A 16,852-nucleotide genomic window follows, 5' to 3' on the forward strand; every position below is an offset into this window, starting at 1 on the left:
CGTATCAACCGAGGGGTGCCGCCCCCGTCTCACTCGAGGCGGTAGGTGCCGTCGGCGAGCAGTACCAGGGTGCCGCCCTGGAACCGCTGCGACCAGCGTCCGTCGCCGGCCCGCTCGTTGCCGAGCGGGAAGCCGAGGGTGCCGCTCTCGCCGCCGCGTCGCAGGTACTCCGCCCGCAGCGCGCCCCGGGTGACGAAGGCTCCGTCGGCGGAGACCAGGATGCTGCCGCCGGTGAAGTCCTGTCGGAAGCCGCCGGCCGTCGCGTACTCGTTCTTCGTCGGCACGCCGAGCACCCCGCCCGCGCCGCCCTGCTGCGCGTGGAACGTGCGGATGTAGCCGCGGGTGACGAACGTGCCGCCGGACGTCGCGTACAGCGTCGCCTTCTCGAAGGCTTGGATGCTGCGCCCCGACCCCAGCGCGGACGCCGGGCCGGTCGCGAAGCCGAATGAGTCGAGCCCGCCGTTCTTGCGGTAGCCGTCGAAGAAGGACCCGACGACCGCGGATGCCGCGGCAGCACGAGGCACGAAGACGACGCCCGACGCGAACTCCTGGTACCAGCCCGAGGGGGTCTCCTTCTCGATGCCGGTCGGCGCGCCCAGCACGTCGCTGCCGCCCGCCACGAGGGCCGCCTGGAGGATGCCCCCCACGACGGCGGCTCCGCTGCGCCCATCGGCGCTCATCCAGATCTCTCCGCCCTGGAAGACCTGCTTCTGGCCCTTCTCGCCCTTGAGCACCGGACCGGTCGGCCAGCCCAGGCGACCCTTCACGCCGCCGGCCGCTTCCAGCGCCTTGCCGACCGCCGCGGGCACTGCCGTCGTCGCGGCGGCGCTGCAGTAGATCCGGCCGCCCTGGAAGTCCTGCACGACGCCGTCGCCGACGACGCGCTCAGGTCCGGTGGCGGCGCCGAGGAAGCTCGTCACGCCACCCGACGTGCGGTAGCTGCGGCCGATGACGCCGCCGACGGCGAAGGAGCCCGCGGAGGAGGTGGTGAGCGTCGTCGCGCCGAAGTCCTGCGAGAACGTGGAGTCCGATCCGACCTGCGGGCCGGTCGGCCAGCCCAGCGCCGCCACGCCGCCGGCGTTCGCCAGCGCCTTGGACAGCGCGGTGACGGTGAACGTGCCGGATGTGGAGACGTAGATTGTGCCGCCCTGGAACTTCTGCGAGTAGGCGCCGTTCTTCGACTGCTCGTTCTCGAGCGGGGCGCCCAGCGCGCCGCCGATGCCGCCGGCCGCCGTGTAGCCGCGGAACGTCTCGCCGCGGACGAGGTACTGCTGGCCGCCGGAGGCGCGCGCCATGAGGGCCCCGCCGAATTGCACGTACGGCCCGGCATCGGTGCGGCCCGCGGTCACGGGCCACCCGAGCTTCGCCGGTCCACCGCCCGTGAGGAACGCGGACGTGAAGGCTGCGTCGAGTGCGACGGTGGACGTCGGGCCCTGGAACACGCTGCCGGTGGCGAAGTCCTGACGCGACCCGCCCTCGAAGCGGTAGGCGCGGCTCGCGGGCCATCCGAGCGGTCCGGTGATGTTGCCGGACTTCTCGTAAGCGTCGTTGATGGGCTGCGCGACCGCGAAGCCGCGGCCGTCCGACGGGCGGACGTAGATGCGTCCCCCTTCGAAGTTCTGGTACCAGCCGCCGCCTGCCTGGGCGACGAAGCTCGTGGGCCACCCCAGCCCGCTGGCGACCTCGCCGACCGAGCGGTACTCGTCGCGGGTGCCGCCGACGGTGCCCTGCACGACGGTGGTGCCGTTCTGCAGGTAGAGGTCGGCGTTGGCGAAGCGCTGCGACCAGCCGCGACCGGGCCACTCGCGCATGGAGCCGGTGGAGGCGCCGATCCAGCTGTTCGCACCGCCCGAGTCCTGCCAGAAGCGGGTCAGTCCTGCTCCGAGCTGCACCGAGGTGCTGCCGAACCAGTCGGTGAAGTTCTGGAAGAAGTTGCGGTTGCCGTAGGCGGAGCAGCCGTCGCCCTCGCCGTAGCCGGCGCGCAGCGCCGCAGCGTTCGGCTGGTACGGCGTGTAGTAGTAGAGGTTCGACGTGGCCTGGTTCTCGATGTACACGGGCGAGGAGCCGCAGGCCGCGTTCGGGCTCCAGCGGATGTTCCAGGTGCGACCGGGCGCGTAATAGGTGAAGTACCGGTTCTCGGTGTAGATCTTCATCTGCCGGGCGGCGCCGTACATCTGGTTGTAGAAGCCGTAGTAGCGGGTGTCGCAGGCGGCCGTGTCGGGGCATCCCTGGCCCATCGCGATCGTGTACCGCCAGTCCGACGGCCACGTGTGCGTGACGAGGCCCTGCTCCTTCTCGAGCATGACCAGCAGCACCTGCGGGTTGATGCCGCATGCCCGTGCCACCTTCGCGATGATGCGGGCGGCCGACTCGGAGCCCTCGCCCGAGTACGCGTCGCAGTAGCTGTCGGCGCCGCGGCTGGAGGTGGCCTGGCGGAAGTCCTTGAGACACGTGTAGCCCGACTGGCAGCGCGACACCTTCTGGCGCAGGAACGAGTCGATCCGCCCCTCGTCCATCGCGGACGAGTTGAAGAACACCGAGTCGGAGATGATCATGCCGGGCCGGAACTTCGACAGATCCGCGGTCTTGACGATGCCCGTCGGCGCGGCGACCGCCTCGACGGCGCCGGTCGGAGCGACCGACGCGGTGGCCGGCGACATCGGTCCCGCGGCGAGCAGGCCCACGGCCAGAGCGAGGCTGGTCAGCAGCGCGAGGAGGGCGCGCGGGGGCGCAGGATGGCGTCGAGTCACGGGGACCAGTGTGACTGAAGTTGTTCGTGGATACCACTGTTACTCGCGGGATGGCGTCAGACACGCCGCGTGTCGGCGTTTCTTCGCACTCGCCCGCGACGGGCGGAGAGGCCGGTCTATGCCACGATTGACAGGTGAAGGGCATCATCCTGGCCGGCGGTTCCGGCACGCGTCTGCATCCGATCACGCTCGGCGTCTCGAAGCAGCTCATTCCCGTGTACGACAAGCCGATGGTGTACTACCCGCTGTCGACGCTGATGCTCGCCGGCATCCGGGACATCCTCATCATCACCACGCCCCACGACGCGCCGTTCTTCGAGCGCCTCCTGGGGGACGGGTCGCAGTTCGGGGTGTCCCTCACCTTCGCGCAGCAGCCTTCGCCCGATGGGCTCGCGCAGGCCTTCACCATCGGCGCCGATTTCATCGGCGACGACAAGGTCGCGCTCGTGCTCGGAGACAACCTCCTCTATGGCCCTGGACTCGGCACGCAGCTCAAGCGCTACGCCGACGTCGACGGGGGAGCCGTCTTCGCCTACTGGGTCAGCGAGCCCTCCGCCTACGGTGTCGTGGAGTTCGATCCCGACGGCCGCGCCGTGTCGCTCGAGGAGAAGCCGGCCACGCCGAAGAGCAACTACGCCGTTCCCGGGCTGTACTTCTACGACAACGACGTGGTGCAGATCGCGCGCGACCTCGAGCCCTCGCCGCGCGGCGAGTACGAGATCACCGACGTCAACCGCGCGTACCTCGAGCGCGGCAAGCTCCAGGTCGAGGTGCTCCCGCGCGGAACGGCATGGCTCGACACCGGGACGTTCGACCAGATGACGGATGCCGGCGACTACGTGCGCACCATGGAGCGCCGGACGGGCCTGCGCATCGGCGTGCCGGAGGAAGTGGCCTGGCGACAGGGCTTCCTCGACGACGACTCGCTGCGCGAGCGCGCGAGCACGCTGGTGAAGTCGGGGTACGGCACCTACCTGCTCGAGATCCTGGAAAGAGGACGCTGATGGCCGATCTGCTCGTGACCGGCGGCGCCGGCTTCATCGGCTCCAACTTCGTGCACCACGTCGTGGCGCACACCGACCACCGCGTGACGGTGCTCGACAAGCTCACCTATGCCGGCAACCGCGCGTCGCTGGCAGGGCTCCCGGAGGACCGCGTGCGGCTCGTCGAGGGCGACATCGCCGACGCCGAGCTCGTCGACGGCCTCTTCGCCGAGGTCGATGCCGTCGTGCACTACGCGGCCGAGTCGCACAACGACAACTCGCTGCACGACCCCCGGCCCTTCCTGGACACCAACATCATCGGCACGTACACGCTGCTGGAGGCCGCGCGCCGCCTCGACCGCCGGTTCCACCACATCTCGACCGACGAGGTCTACGGCGACCTGGAGCTCGACGACCCGCAGCGGTTCACCGAGGACACCCCCTACAACCCGTCCTCGCCGTACTCCTCGACCAAAGCCGGCAGCGACCTGCTCGTGCGCGCCTGGGTGCGCTCGTTCGGTGTGCGGGCGACGATCTCGAACTGCTCGAACAACTACGGCCCGTACCAGCACGTAGAGAAGTTCATTCCGCGTCAGATCACGAACGTCATCCGCGGCATCCGTCCCAAGCTCTACGGGAAGGGCGAGAACGTGCGCGACTGGATCCACGCCGACGACCACTCGTCGGCCGTGCTGACCATCCTCGACCGCGGCGAGATCGGCGAGACCTACCTCATCGGCGCCGACGGCGAGAAGAACAACAAGGACGTCGTCGAGATGATCCTCGAGATCATGGGCGAGCCGCGCGACGCCTACGACCACGTCACCGACCGCGCCGGCCACGACCTGCGTTACGCGATCGACTCGACGAAGCTGCGCTCCGACCTCGGCTGGACGCCCTCCTTCGGCGACTTCGAGTCGGGCCTGGCCGCCACGATCCAGTGGTACCGCGACAACGAGGCCTGGTGGGCGCCCGCCAAGGACGGCGTCGAGGCCTTCTACGCCAGCAAGGGCCAGTGATGGCCGAGTTCGGCAAGCAGCTGTCGGTCGTCGAGACGACGATCCCGGGCCTGGTGGTCTTCGAGCTCCCCGTCCACGGCGACTCCCGCGGCTGGTTCAAGGAGAACTGGCAGCGCGAGAAGATGACCGCGCTGGGGCTCCCCGACTTCGGTCCGGTGCAGAACAACATCTCGTTCAACGACGCCGCGGGCACGACCCGCGGCATCCACGCCGAGCCCTGGGACAAGTGGGTCTCCGTGGCCACCGGGCGCATCTTCGGCGCCTGGGTCGACCTGCGCGAGGGGCCGAGCTTCGGCGCGGTGTTCACCACCGAGCTCGACCCGTCGCGCGCGATCTTCGTGCCGCGCGGCGTGGGCAACTCGTACCAGACGCTGGCTCCCGACACCGCCTACACCTACCTCGTCAACGACCACTGGTCGCCCGACGCGGCGTACTCCTTCCTCAACCTCGCCGACGAGACGGCCGCCATCGCCTGGCCGATCCCGCTCTCCGACGTCGAGATCTCGCCGAAGGACCTCGCGCACCCGCGGCTCGCGGACGTCACGCCGATCCCTCGCCGCAAGACCCTCGTCATCGGGGCGGGCGGGCAGCTGGGCGCGGCCCTGCGCAGCGGTTACGGCGAGGACCCCGCGGTGGAGTTCGCCATGCGCGCGGACCTCGATCTGACGGATCCGGATGCCGCGGCCTCCCGCCGCTGGCGCGATTACGGCACGATCGTCAACGCCGCCGCCTACACGGCCGTCGACACGGCCGAGACCGCGGACGGTCGTCGCGCGGCCTGGGCGTCGAACGTGTCGGGTCTCGCGACGCTCGCCGGCATCGCCGCCGCCAACGGCATCACGCTCGTCCACGTGTCGAGCGACTACGTCTTCGACGGCTCGCTCGAGCGGCCCTACCGCGAGGACGACGCCGTGTGCCCGCTCGGCGTCTACGGGCAGACGAAGGCCGCGGGCGACGCGATCGTCGCGACCGTGCCGCGCCACTACATCGTGCGCACCTCCTGGGTCATCGGCGAGGGAAAGAACTTCGTCCGCACGATGGCCTCGCTGGCCGAGCGCGGCGTCGACCCGCGGGTCGTGGACGACCAGACCGGGCGGCTCACCTTCACCGAGGACATCGCCCGCGGCATCCGGCACCTTCTTGACGTGGACGCCCCGTACGGCACGTACAACCTGACGGGCGCGGGGGAGCCGACGACCTGGGCGGACATCGCCCGCCGCGTGTACGAGCTCACCGGACACGACGCCGAGCGCGTCACCGGGGTCTCGACCGAGGAGTACTTCGCCGGAGCGACCGGACCCGTCGCGCCGCGACCAACCAACAGCGTGCTCGACCTCGGCCGGATCGAGGACACCGGGTTCGCGCCGGCCGACGCGGCCGCCTCGCTGGAGTCGTACCTGCGGGTCTGAAGCGCCCGCACGGCCACCCGCGTCCGTGCGCGCCCCGCGGGCGCGCGCTCGGGCGCGCACAGGGGCCGGTCGTAGACTGATCGGCGCCGCGGCCCAGGTTGCGGGAGTGCGCTGCGCACTCCCGCTCCACCCGCCCGGGCTTCCCCCACGCCTCACGGAGATCCGCCATGTGCTCGACCCCGCCTCGCCCCCGGTGCGGCGTCCCCGCGCGGACGGTCCGATGACCGCCCCCGTGACGGCGGCCCCTCCGGCGGCGGCGCGGCCGCGCGCACCCTTCCGGACGGACATCCAGGCGCTGCGCGCCGTCGCCATCGGCGCGGTCGTGCTGAACCACCTGTGGCCGACGGTCTTCACCGGCGGCTACGTCGGCGTCGACGTCTTCTTCGTGATCTCCGGCTTCCTCATCACCGGGCACCTGTGGGGCGAGCTCGAGCGCACGGGCCGCGTCCGGCTCGGCGCGTTCTACTCGCGGCGCATCCGACGGCTGCTGCCGGCTGCCCTCCTCGTGCTGACCGTCGCGGCCGCACTGGTCGCCCTGTTCCTGCCCTACACCCGCTGGGCGCGCAACGCCGGCGAGATCGCGGCCAGCGCCGGCTACGTCGAGAACTGGTTCCTCTCCGCGATGTCGGTCAACTACTCGGCACTCAACGACTCCGCCAGTGTGGCGCAGCACTACTGGTCGCTCTCGGTGGAGGAGCAGTTCTACCTCATCTGGCCGCTGCTCCTGGCAGGAGCGGTGCTGTGGGGCGGCCGCCGGCTGTCGGGCGCCTCGCCGCGCCGCCGCCGCGCGTTCACCGCGCTGGCCGTCGTAGGGGTCCTGTCCTTCGCGGCCAGTGTCGTCTTCACCGCCGTGACTCCCGCCCAGGCCTACTTCATCACCTTCACGCGCGCCTGGGAGTTCGCGGTCGGCGGGCTCATCGCGCTCGGCGCGACGCTGGTGCGCGTCTCGAAGCCGTGGGCGCAGACGCTGAGCCTCGCCGGTGCCGTGGCCGTCGTCGCGTCGGTCTTCCTCTACGACCACGAGACGGCGTTCCCCGGGGTGGCGGCCGCGCTCCCTGCGTTGGGCACGGCGGCGATCATCATCGCGGGGACGGTCACGCGCCCGCTGTGGCACACCCGGCTCAGCGCCGCCGCCCCGGTGCAGTGGCTGGGCGGCGTCTCGTACTCGCTGTACCTGTGGCACTGGCCGCTGATCGTCGTGGCGCCCTTCGCCCTCTCGATGGAGCTGCGCACGCCGGTGAAGATCGGCATCCTGGCCGTGGCGCTGCTGCTCGCCTGGGCGACGAAGAACCTCGTCGAAGACCCGGGTCAGCGCTGGCGCTGGTGGTCGGGATCGGTCCGTCGCGCCGTCGGAGGCATGGTCGCCGGCATCCTGGTGGTCCTCCTGTGTGCGGGGGCGCTCCTCGTCGGCTCGCAGCTGCGCGGCGCGGACGACGTGCCGACGGCGGCCCTTCCGACCGGGTCGTGCGTCGGACCCGATGCCCTCGCGCCCGGCGCGGACTGCCCCGACGCGTTCGCGGCCCCGGCCTCTGTCGAGATGACGGCCAAGAACGAGTACTTCTACACCCCGCCGGAGTGCGGCGGCTTCCTCGACATCCTCAGCTACGGCGACAAGCAGACCACCACGCGGTGCGATTTCGGTGCAGGACAGCCCACGGCCGACGTGTGGCTGGTGGGGGACTCCCATGCGCAGCAGTGGCAGGGCGCCGTGTTCGACCTCGCGCGCGAGCGCGGCTGGCGTGTCACGACGAGCTACTACGGGGGATGCCCGGCGGCCGATGTGGCGTTCCGCGGCTTCCGCGAGCCGTGGGGCCAGCCCGACATCGATCAATGCGTGCGGTGGTCGCGCGAGGTCGCCGGTGAGATCGCGACCGAACGGCCGCAGATCGTCTTCACCTCGATGGCGGCCCGAGAGCAGATCGTCGACGACGGCTCCGGCTCTCCCGAGATCGATCAGTTCGCCGCCGGACTGGAGCGCGACTGGACGCGCTGGGCCGACGCCGGGTCGCAGGTCGTCGCGCTCGCCGACCCGCCCCTCAACGGCGTCGTGCGCAGTCCGGACTGCCTGCTCCTCGCAGGAGACGACCCCGTCTCGTGCGCGCGGCCGCGCGCCGAGGCGCAGCCGGCCGATCCCCTCGTCGTCGCCGCGCAGGCGATCGACCGACCCGACGTGCGGCTCATCGACCTCACCGATCGCTTCTGCGACGCATCCCTCTGCTACGCCGCCGTGGGCGGTCTGCCCGTGTACTACGACGCGGATCATCTCAACCTTCAGTTCGTCCGCCTGCTCGCCCCGGTCATCGCCTCCACCCTGGACGCAGGCCCCGCGCAGGCGGCCGGGTAGGCTTTCAGGGTCGCGCGAGCGGCGCACATCGCCCCCTCCCCGAAGCGGAACATCATGGATCTCCTCATCGTCGGCTCCGGCTTCTTCGGCCTCACGATCGCAGAGCGGGCCGCGGCATCCGGTCGGAAGGTCACCGTCATCGACCGCCGGCACCACATCGGCGGCAACGCGTACAGCGAGAACGAGCCCCAGACCGGCATCGAGGTGCACCGTTACGGCGCGCACCTCTTCCACACCTCGAACTCGACGGTGTGGGAGTACGTCAACCGGTTCACGACCTTCACCGACTACGTGCACCGGGTGTACACGAACCACCGCGGCGTCGTGTTCCCGCTGCCGATCAACCTCGGCACGATCAACCAGTTCTTCCAGTCGGCGCACTCGCCCGCGGAGGCGCGCGCCCTCGTGCTCGAGCAGGCCGGCGAGTTCGACGTCAAGCAGGCCGCGAACCTGGAGGAGAAGGGCATCGCCCTCATCGGGCGCCCCCTCTACGAGGCGTTCATCCGCGACTACACCGCGAAGCAGTGGCAGACCGACCCCACCGAGCTGCCCGCCGAGATCATCAGCCGTCTCCCGGTGCGCTACACCTACGATAACCGCTACTTCAACGACACGTGGGAGGGTCTGCCCACCGACGGCTACACCGCGTGGATCGAGCGGATGGCGGACCACCCGAACATCGAGGTGCGCCTCTCGACCGACTTCTTCGACGAGAGCCAGCCCCTGAACCAGAAGGCGACCGTCGGCCAGGTGCCCGTCGTGTACACCGGCCCCGTGGACCGCTACTTCGACTTCGCCGCGGGCGAGCTGTCGTGGCGCACGCTCGACTTCGAGGAGGAGGTGCTCGACATCGCCGACTTCCAGGGGACGCCGGTGATGAACTACGCCGACGCCGACGTGCCGTACACGCGCATCCACGAGTTCAAGCACTTCCACCCGGAGCGCGCCGGTCGCCACCCCTCGGACAAGACGGTCATCATGCGGGAGTACTCCCGCTTCGCCACGCGCGAGGACGAGCCCTACTACCCGGTCAACACCCCGGAGGACCGCGCGGGGCTCCTCGCCTACCGCGAACTGGCCGCGGGGGAGAAGGACGTGCACTTCGGCGGACGCCTGGGCACCTACCAGTACCTCGACATGCACATGGCGATCGGGGCGGCGCTGTCGATGTGGAACAACCAGCTGGCGTGAGAGCCCGCCGTTCCGTCCACCTCCTGATCGCCGCCGTCGTGGCGGCGATCCTCACCGCCTGCGCGCCGGCGACGCAGTCCCGAGAGACGTCCACGGCCGCCACGAGCCCGCCCGCGCCCACGGTGACGGCCGTCCCTGCCGAGACCGCCGGCGCCGTCACCTCGCTCGTGATCGTGGGCGACTCGAACACCACGGGCTTCACCGGGACGCTCGACGCCGGTCTCGCGGCGGGCACGGCGTGGGCGGCGCTGCTGCCGGCGGATCGCTTCCCGATCGCCGGCGGCTGGGCGGTGGACGGCGCGACCACCGCCGCCATGCGCGACGGCATCACCGCCGCTTCGGTCAGCGGCGGCGACCGCGTGCTGGTCATGGGCGGCACGAACGACCTGTCGCGCGGCATCGACACCGAGACGATCCTCGGCAACGTCCGCGCGATCGTCGCCGCGAGCGGTGCTCCGGCGGCGACCGTGCTGGCCATCGCACCGTCCGAGGGTCGCCCGGGCGCGACCGACGATCTCAACGCCGAGCTGGAGGCGCTCGCCGCCGGCGAGGGCTGGAACTTCATCGACCCGTGGGCCGGCGCCCGCACGGCTGACGGGCGCTGGTCGGAGGACTATCTGACCGACGGCGTCCACACCACTCCGGAGGGCTACGCCCGTGCCGGACAGGCAATCCTCGCCCATCTCGAAGGCGGGGTGCAGTGATGCACGCGATAGATCCACCCTCGCACCGGAGCGTGATCACCGCATGACGGCGGTCACCACCGGCTCGCGGCGGGCGTCGACCCTCCCCGAGCCTGCCGCGGCGTCGCATCGCGCCGACATCGACGGGCTCCGTGCGCTGGCGATCCTGCTGGTCGTGAGCTACCACGTCTGGTTCGACCGTGTGTCGGGCGGGGTCGACGTCTTCCTGATGATCTCCGCGTACTTCCTCACCGGCTCGCTGGCGCGGCGACTCGTCGCGGGCGCACCGCTCGAGCTGGGGCAGTACTGGTCCCGCCGGTTCGCGCGACTCCTGCCGGCGGCGGCGGTCGTCCTGGTCGCCGTGCTCGCCGCGGTCTGGCTCTGGTACCCCGCATCGGCATGGACCGACGTCTGGGCGCAGACGTGGTCGTCGCTGTTCTACGTGCAGAACGCCGAGCTCGCAGCATCCGCAGTCGATTACTACGCACGGGATGCCGCATCTCTGAGTCCGCTCCAGCACTTCTGGTCGCTGTCGGTCCAGGGGCAGGTCTTCGTGCTGTGGCCCGTCGCGATGCTGCTGACGGGCGGTCTCGCTCGGCGTCGCGGATGGGACGTGCGCCGTACCCTGCTCGTGCTCTTCGCGGGCATCTTCACCCTGTCGTTCCTGTACTCGGTGTTCCACACGCGCGCGGCGCAGGAGTCGGCCTACTTCGATACGGCGGCCCGGCTGTGGGAGTTCGCCCTCGGCTCCCTGCTGGCCCTCGTCGCCCCGCGCATCCGGCTCCGCGCGTGGGCCGCGGTCGTCGTGGGATGGATCGGCATCGCCGGGCTGGTGCTCTGCGGCGTGCTGGTCGACGTCCAGGGAGGCTTCCCCGGCTCCCTCGCCCTGTGGCCCACGCTGAGCGCCGCCGCGGTCATCATCGCGGGGCAGACCGCTTCGCGTGCGGCCCCGGCCGCGTTCCTGGCGAGCCGCCCGCTCCTGCGCCTGGGCGGCATCGCGTACGCGCTGTACCTCGTGCACTGGCCGATCCTCATCACGTGGCTCGTCGTCAGCGGCGAGCCCCGCGCGGGCCTCATGTCGGGCGCGGGTGTCATCGCGCTGTCGCTGCTCGCCGCCGTCGTGCTGACCGCGCTCGTCGAACGGCCGATCCAGCGGTCCGCGTGGATCGGTGCGCGGACAAGACGAAGGATGCTGGCGCTCGCCGTCTCCGCAGCCGTCGTGGCCGTGCCGCTCGCCGTCTGGCAGACCTCCGAGACGGTGCGCGCCGCGGCGCTGGAGAGCTCGTCCGCCAATCCGGGCGCCGTCGTCCTCCTGCCAGGCGGATCCGGGGTGGGGGGCGACTACGAGACGACGCTGCCCCTTTCGACCACCCTGGGCGACGAGTGGGTCGCGCTCGACGGCGCGTGCACGGGTGAGCTCGCCCCGGCGACCGATGTGGTGCGCGAGTCCTGCCTCGAGCAGCGTGCCGACGGCGACCGGCGCGGCACCCTCGTCGTCGTGGGCGACTCCCATGCCCAGCAGTGGTCGGGCGCGATGCTCCCGCTCGCGCGCGACCGCGGCTTCGATGTGGTCGCGCTCCTCAAGGGCGGCTGCTCCTTCGCCGCGGACGAGCCGTACGGCGCGAACATCGAGGGCTGCGATGAGTGGCGCGACGAGGCGATGGCGCACATCGCGCGCCTTCAGCCCGACGTCGTCGCCGTGATGGGAACCCGCTCACGCGCGGACGGAGCGGACGAGTACGTGCCCCGCGGGCTCGAGCGGACGATCGCCGACATGCGAGAGACCGGCGCGGAGGTCATCGTGATGCGCGACAACCCCCGGTTCTCCTTCAACATGTTCGACTGCGCGCAGGAGGCAGCCGATCCGGCGGAGGAGTGCGCCCTCTCCGCGTCCGACGTGCTGGCCGACACCAACCCCGCGGCGTCGCTCGCCGGCGACGGGGTGCGCGTGATCGACCTGACCGACTACCTCTGCCCCGACGGCGTGTGCCTTCCGGTCATCGGCGGCGTGTCGGTCTACCTCGACGACAACCACCTGACCGGCACATTCGCGCGCACCCTTGCGGGTGCGCTCGACCGCGCGCTCTGACCGGGCCCTGATGATGGAGCGGGCGACGCGCAGCGCGTCGCCCGCTCGCCTCGGCGGGTGATGTGTCAACGCGTCGCCGCGCGGGCGAACAGTCGTACGAAGTCGGTCACCGACGCGTCGGAGCCGAGGACGATGATCTTTCCGGGCTTCAGCCTGGCGAGTTCATCGGTGATGTCCTGCGACATCGTGTCACCGCTGGTCAGCAGCACGGGGGCGCCGACGCTTCCTGCGGCTGGGGCGCCGGAGAGGGCGTCGGGGAACTTCCACCCGTTGGCGAGATAGACCACCGGGACGCCGGGCGCGAAGGTCGCCGCCGAGACCGCCGCGGAGGTGGCGAACCGATCGGCTCCGGCAAGCCGATCGACGCGCGCGGCGTACGCCCGCGCGGTCGACAGCACGCTGTCGCTCACCGAAGCAGCGGAGCCGAGGACGACGATCTTCGCGGGCTTGAGGCGGGTGAGCTCCGCCGAGACGCTGCTCGAAAGGCTCGATCCGTCGGTGAGCAGAACCGGGCCACCGAGGGTACCCGCGGCAGCCGCTCCCGAGAGCGCGTCGGGAAACTTCCACCCGTTCGCCAAATACGCGACCGGCACGCCCGGCGAGAAGGACGCGGCGGACACCGCGGCAGAGGTCTCGAAGCGGTCATCGCCGGCCGTCCGCTCCACGGTCGTGGCGTATCGAGTCAAGGAGGTGACGACGCCTGCACCGACGGAAGCCTCGGAGCCGAGCACCACGATCTTCGCCGGAGTGAGACGTGCGAGCTCGTCCGCGATGACGGTGGGCAGGCTCTCCCCGTCCGTCAGGAGGACGGGGCCGCCGAGAGCGCCGGCAGCAGCGGCTCCCGAGAGCGCGTCGGGGAACTTCCAGCCGTTCGTCACGTAGGCCACAGGGACGCCGGGCGCGAACGTCGCCGCCGACACGGCTGCCGATGTCTGAAAACGATCGTCACCCGCCAGGCGGGTCGCCGGCGCCGCGCCGACGGGAACGACACCTCCAGCGACTCCTTCGCGATGCTGACCGGCGACGACCTTGACGAGTGCCGCGGATTCCACAGTGGTTGCACCCTCCCACCACTCCTCTGCGACCGGTGCCATGGGGTCGAGACCCTCGTACCCGACCGTGTACTCGCCGGGAGGCAGTGCCACCGAGTACGGCACGATGTCGTCGTGGAAGAGGTCTGCGGCAAGACCAGGAAGGCGCACCCACTCGGCGCCGTCCCGCTCGTAGAGTCGCGCGCCCGCCACGTCGGATGTCGCACCCGGCGCCAGCCCGGACGCGCCGAGGGTGCCGGAGATCCGCGAGTCGAGCGATCGCGCAGTCGCCGTGAGGCCCACCTGCTGCTCACCATCGGCGAGGGTGATGGAGGAACCCGACCCGAAGCGGAGGAACTGGACGGACGTCAGCGGTGACTTCTCGGTGTTCTGTCCGTCGAAGCCCGACGTCCCCACCGCGACACGATACGTACCCGCCGGCAGGCCTGCGTAGCCGAAGTGGATGCTCTTGCTGAAGATGGCGTCGCCGAGCACCGAGTAGACCTTCTGGCCGTCCTCGCTGGTGAGCCAGGCCGTGTAGCTCCGGTTCCCGGGGTGCGCGGCGAGCAGAGCCGTGACATCCATGTTTCCGGAGATCCGAGCGGTTCCGCCGGGCGGCAGGTCGTCTGTGCGTGCAGGCATGAGCGTGCTGCCGACGGCCTCAGCGCGGTCCGGTGCCGCGACCGATCCGGCCGTCATCGCCCCGGCGACGAGCAGCACGGCGGCGATCACCGCCGTGGATCGACGGATGCGGATGTGGGCACGGGTGAACAACGACAAGACGACCCCCTGGTTTCGGGAGCGCAGCATCGCGGTCCCGCTCGATGCAGACGCGGCCAATATATCAGTCGCGTCGCACTGCGATCCTTCGGCTCAACGCCGTCAGGCGGTCAGCGCGGGCATCGGCCGCCAGGAGCGGTCGCGCGCGATCTTGCGGCCGTCGCGGAGGCCGCGGAAGAGGTTCGAGGTGCCGCGCACGGTGCGCTCGACCAGGAGCAGGCGGATGAGCTCCTTGCCGAAGGTGAGTGCCGTGCCGAGGGCGAAGGGGATCGGCCGGTAGACGCCGAGCGCTCGGTAGTAGCGCTGGATGTGCGCGCGATTGCGCATGATGTAGTACCGGTACGCGTTGCTCGAGGCGTTCATGTGGCGCACGCCGAAGTCGTGCTGCTTGATCTCACGGGTGCGGCGCGCACGAACTCGTCGACGATCACCGACGCGGTCCGGCGGGAGGCGAGCCAGCCGTACATCTGGTCGTCCCAGTAGATGAAGAACCGCGGATCGGGGAGGCCGATCTGCGTGACGATGTCGCGGTGGATGAACATGCCCTCGAAGCATCCGGAGTTCATCGGCTTGTACCCCGACGCGTCGAAGCCGGCGGGGGCGAAGGGGATCGGGATCGCGAGCGGCTCGGCGATGCGGTACTGCCAGTAGAACTCGCTGCCGTCGTAGTCGTAGCGCCGGCCCTGGATGCTCTTGAATTTCGGTGCCCAGCGGCCCATCTTCGCGAGGCCGTCGGGGATGACCTCGACGTCGTCGTCCATGAGCCACATCCACTGCGAGCCCAGCTCGTACGCGACGCGCATTCCCTCGCTGAAGCCGCCCGACCCGCCGGTGTTGGAGTCGAGGCGGCGGTAGACGAGCTCGGTGCCGAGGCGCTCGCGGAAGGACTCGACCACCTCGGTCGTGTCGTCGGTGGAGGCGTTGTCGACGATGACGACGTGACCCGGCTTCGGGTCCATCACGATGATGCTCTCCAGCAGCCTCGTCAGCAGCCCGGACCGGTTGTAGGTGACGATGGCGATGGTCGCCGTGGCGGGGTCGAAAGCGGTCGCAGACGTCATCTCAGGGCTTCCGGCTGGCTGGGGCATAACCTCAGCATCCTACCGCGGGCGCCCGAGCCGCCCGTGCTCACCCGACCTTGGCGACCGGCTCGATCGGATCGCCCATCTCCATCGCGAGCGTCTGCTCCGCGGGGCCGACGCCGATGAGCGGGGACTGCTTGATCTTGAAGGCGAACAGGAGGAGCAGCATCCATCCCCACATCATGAGGGGAGCGGATTCGGAGAGCCCCTGAACGAGGAGGATGGCTCCGAGCAGCGTCGGGAGCAGGGTGAGCGGCGAGTACGGACGGTCGGCGCGCAGATCCCAGCGGGGGCGGTCGACGGCGAAGAACCACGAGCGCCACACGAACGCCAGGTAGGTCAGGCCCATCAGCACGATGCCGATCACGCCGAGCTGGAAGTACACGTCGATCCACATGTCGTGGGCCTGGATGACCGTCCGGCCATGGATGAGGATCCAGCCGTCGAACGCGGGATCCCACGGCAGCCAGGGCGTCGCGAAGCCCCAGCCGGCGGCAGGGCGCTCGGCGGCACGTGCCAGCACCGTCTGCCAGATGCCCTCGCGCGCGTCGAGGTCCTCCGCGCGGTCGAGCGCGCCGAACACGGGTCCGCGCCAGAGCCACAGCGCGATCAGTCCGCCGACGCCGATCACGGCGTAGCCGGCGTAGTACTTCGTGCGCTGCCCCGGCCGTGAAGCTGTGCGCATGAGGAGCACCGTCGTGAGCACGATGACGACGCCGACCGCGGCGAGGGTCGCCGTGGCGGAGGAGGCCCGCACGAAGAGGAAGGCCGAGAGCAGCATCCATCCGATCAGCAGCACGCGACGCGGCGCGCGGTTGGAGTACCGGATGGCGAAGACGACGACGGCCATGAGCGCCGCGGCGGCGAGGAGGTTCGAGCTGCCCCAGATGCCCTGCAGCCGGCCGTCGCTGAAGAGGTCGCCGCTCGACCAGTGCAGAGCGGGATCGACGGGCTCCATCGGCAGGACGAAACCAGGGAGGAGCGGTCCGCGGACGATGAGGGCGACGGCGACCTCGAAGACCAGGGAGAGCCCGATCGCCCACTTGAAGGCGGACGCGATCGCGCGGACGACTTCGCGCCACGTCAGCACCGCCGCGACGAAGAAGGCCTGCACGCTGGTGATGACCAGCAGGGCCCAGGTGAGGGCGGAGGTGACGGGCCAGGCGGACCAGAGGATCGACAGTCCCGCGAACAGGATGTAGCCCATCGCGTACCAGGGCAGCCGACGCCACTGGACGGTCGGTCGGATGTTCAGCCACAGCACGGCGGAGACGATGCCGCCGGCGGCGAGCAGGGCGGCGGCTCCCGCGGCACCGAGCGCGTGGACCAGCGCCGGACCGGCGACCGCCTGGAAGAGCACGAAGATGCACCAGCCGCGCAGCAGGAGGTGCCGCGTCTTCTCGCGCACCGGCGCGGCCGGGAGGGCTGACACCGGATGCTTCGTGTGGACCGCCATCGTGCCCTCAGGCTACCGCGGCCGCGCGTTTAGGC

At 70.6% G+C, this 16,852-nt stretch carries 10 protein-coding genes and 1 pseudogene; 7 read left to right on the forward strand and 4 right to left on the reverse strand.

What is annotated here, in order from left to right; genetic code table 11:
* Window positions 1-29 precede the first annotated feature (29 nt).
* Complete coding sequence (locus CVS47_RS03715; RefSeq protein WP_127094881.1) at window positions 30-2,750, reverse strand: LGFP repeat-containing protein; 2,721 nt, start codon at window positions 2,748-2,750, stop codon at window positions 30-32.
* A gap of 134 nt (window positions 2,751-2,884) precedes the next feature.
* Here CVS47_RS03715 and rfbA point away from each other — a divergent pair, with 134 nt between their 5' ends.
* The 7 genes from rfbA (at window position 2,885) to CVS47_RS03750 (ending at window position 12,468) form a co-directional block, all read left to right on the forward strand.
* On the forward strand, window positions 2,885-3,754 hold the full coding sequence (gene rfbA / locus CVS47_RS03720; protein WP_127094882.1) for a glucose-1-phosphate thymidylyltransferase RfbA: 870 nt from the start codon (window positions 2,885-2,887) through the stop codon (window positions 3,752-3,754).
* Window positions 3,754-4,752: a dTDP-glucose 4,6-dehydratase gene (gene rfbB, locus CVS47_RS03725; protein ID WP_127094883.1), complete on the forward strand. Its 999-nt coding sequence runs from the start codon at window positions 3,754-3,756 to the stop codon at window positions 4,750-4,752. Before rfbA ends, rfbB begins: the two co-directional genes overlap by 1 nt.
* Window positions 4,752-6,161: a sugar nucleotide-binding protein gene (locus CVS47_RS03730; RefSeq protein ID WP_127094884.1), complete on the forward strand. Its 1,410-nt coding sequence runs from the start codon at window positions 4,752-4,754 to the stop codon at window positions 6,159-6,161. The genes rfbB and CVS47_RS03730 overlap by 1 nt, the downstream gene beginning before the upstream one ends.
* Before the next feature lie 220 nt (window positions 6,162-6,381).
* Window positions 6,382-8,505, forward strand: a complete 2,124-nt coding sequence (locus CVS47_RS03735; RefSeq protein WP_127094885.1) for an acyltransferase family protein — start codon at window positions 6,382-6,384, stop codon at window positions 8,503-8,505.
* Between the two features lie 54 nt (window positions 8,506-8,559).
* Window positions 8,560-9,696 (forward strand): UDP-galactopyranose mutase, encoded by a 1,137-nt coding sequence (gene glf, locus CVS47_RS03740; RefSeq protein WP_127094886.1) that lies wholly within the window; start codon window positions 8,560-8,562, stop codon window positions 9,694-9,696.
* Entirely contained in the window at window positions 9,693-10,400 is a 708-nt protein-coding gene (locus CVS47_RS03745; RefSeq protein ID WP_127094887.1) for an SGNH/GDSL hydrolase family protein, read from the forward strand. The genes glf and CVS47_RS03745 overlap by 4 nt, the downstream gene beginning before the upstream one ends.
* Before the next feature lie 43 nt (window positions 10,401-10,443).
* On the forward strand, window positions 10,444-12,468 hold the full coding sequence (locus tag CVS47_RS03750) for an acyltransferase family protein (RefSeq protein ID WP_127094888.1): 2,025 nt from the start codon (window positions 10,444-10,446) through the stop codon (window positions 12,466-12,468).
* A 65-nt stretch (window positions 12,469-12,533) separates the two neighbouring features.
* Here the strand turns inward: CVS47_RS03750 and CVS47_RS03755 are convergent, their stop codons facing one another.
* The 3 genes and pseudogenes from CVS47_RS03755 to CVS47_RS03765 form a co-directional block, all read right to left on the reverse strand.
* Window positions 12,534-14,279 (reverse strand): cell wall-binding repeat-containing protein, encoded by a 1,746-nt coding sequence (locus tag CVS47_RS03755; RefSeq protein WP_164734596.1) that lies wholly within the window; start codon window positions 14,277-14,279, stop codon window positions 12,534-12,536.
* A 102-nt stretch (window positions 14,280-14,381) separates the two neighbouring features.
* A pseudogene (locus tag CVS47_RS03760) lies at window positions 14,382-15,340 on the reverse strand (glycosyltransferase).
* A 67-nt stretch (window positions 15,341-15,407) separates the two neighbouring features.
* Window positions 15,408-16,817, reverse strand: coding sequence for an O-antigen ligase family protein (locus CVS47_RS03765; RefSeq protein WP_127094890.1), 1,410 nt, complete (start codon window positions 16,815-16,817; stop codon window positions 15,408-15,410).
* Window positions 16,818-16,852 lie beyond the last annotated feature (35 nt).

The organism is Microbacterium lemovicicum (genome assembly GCF_003991875.1).
In the GTDB taxonomy this organism is placed as follows: domain Bacteria; phylum Actinomycetota; class Actinomycetes; order Actinomycetales; family Microbacteriaceae; genus Microbacterium; species Microbacterium lemovicicum.

What these genes read in the sequence shown, in the direction of transcription:
- CVS47_RS03765 (WP_127094890.1), bottom strand. Translation starts at nt 16,817, where the DNA reads ATGGCGGTCCACACGAAGCATCCGGTGTCAGCCCTCCCGGCCGCGCCG.
- glf (WP_127094886.1), top strand. Translation starts at nt 8,560, where the DNA reads ATGGATCTCCTCATCGTCGGCTCCGGCTTCTTCGGCCTCACGATCGCA.
- CVS47_RS03750 (WP_127094888.1), top strand. Translation starts at nt 10,444, where the DNA reads ATGACGGCGGTCACCACCGGCTCGCGGCGGGCGTCGACCCTCCCCGAG.
- rfbB (WP_127094883.1), top strand. Translation starts at nt 3,754, where the DNA reads ATGGCCGATCTGCTCGTGACCGGCGGCGCCGGCTTCATCGGCTCCAAC.
- CVS47_RS03735 (WP_127094885.1), top strand. Translation starts at nt 6,382, where the DNA reads ATGACCGCCCCCGTGACGGCGGCCCCTCCGGCGGCGGCGCGGCCGCGC.
- CVS47_RS03730 (WP_127094884.1), top strand. Translation starts at nt 4,752, where the DNA reads ATGGCCGAGTTCGGCAAGCAGCTGTCGGTCGTCGAGACGACGATCCCG.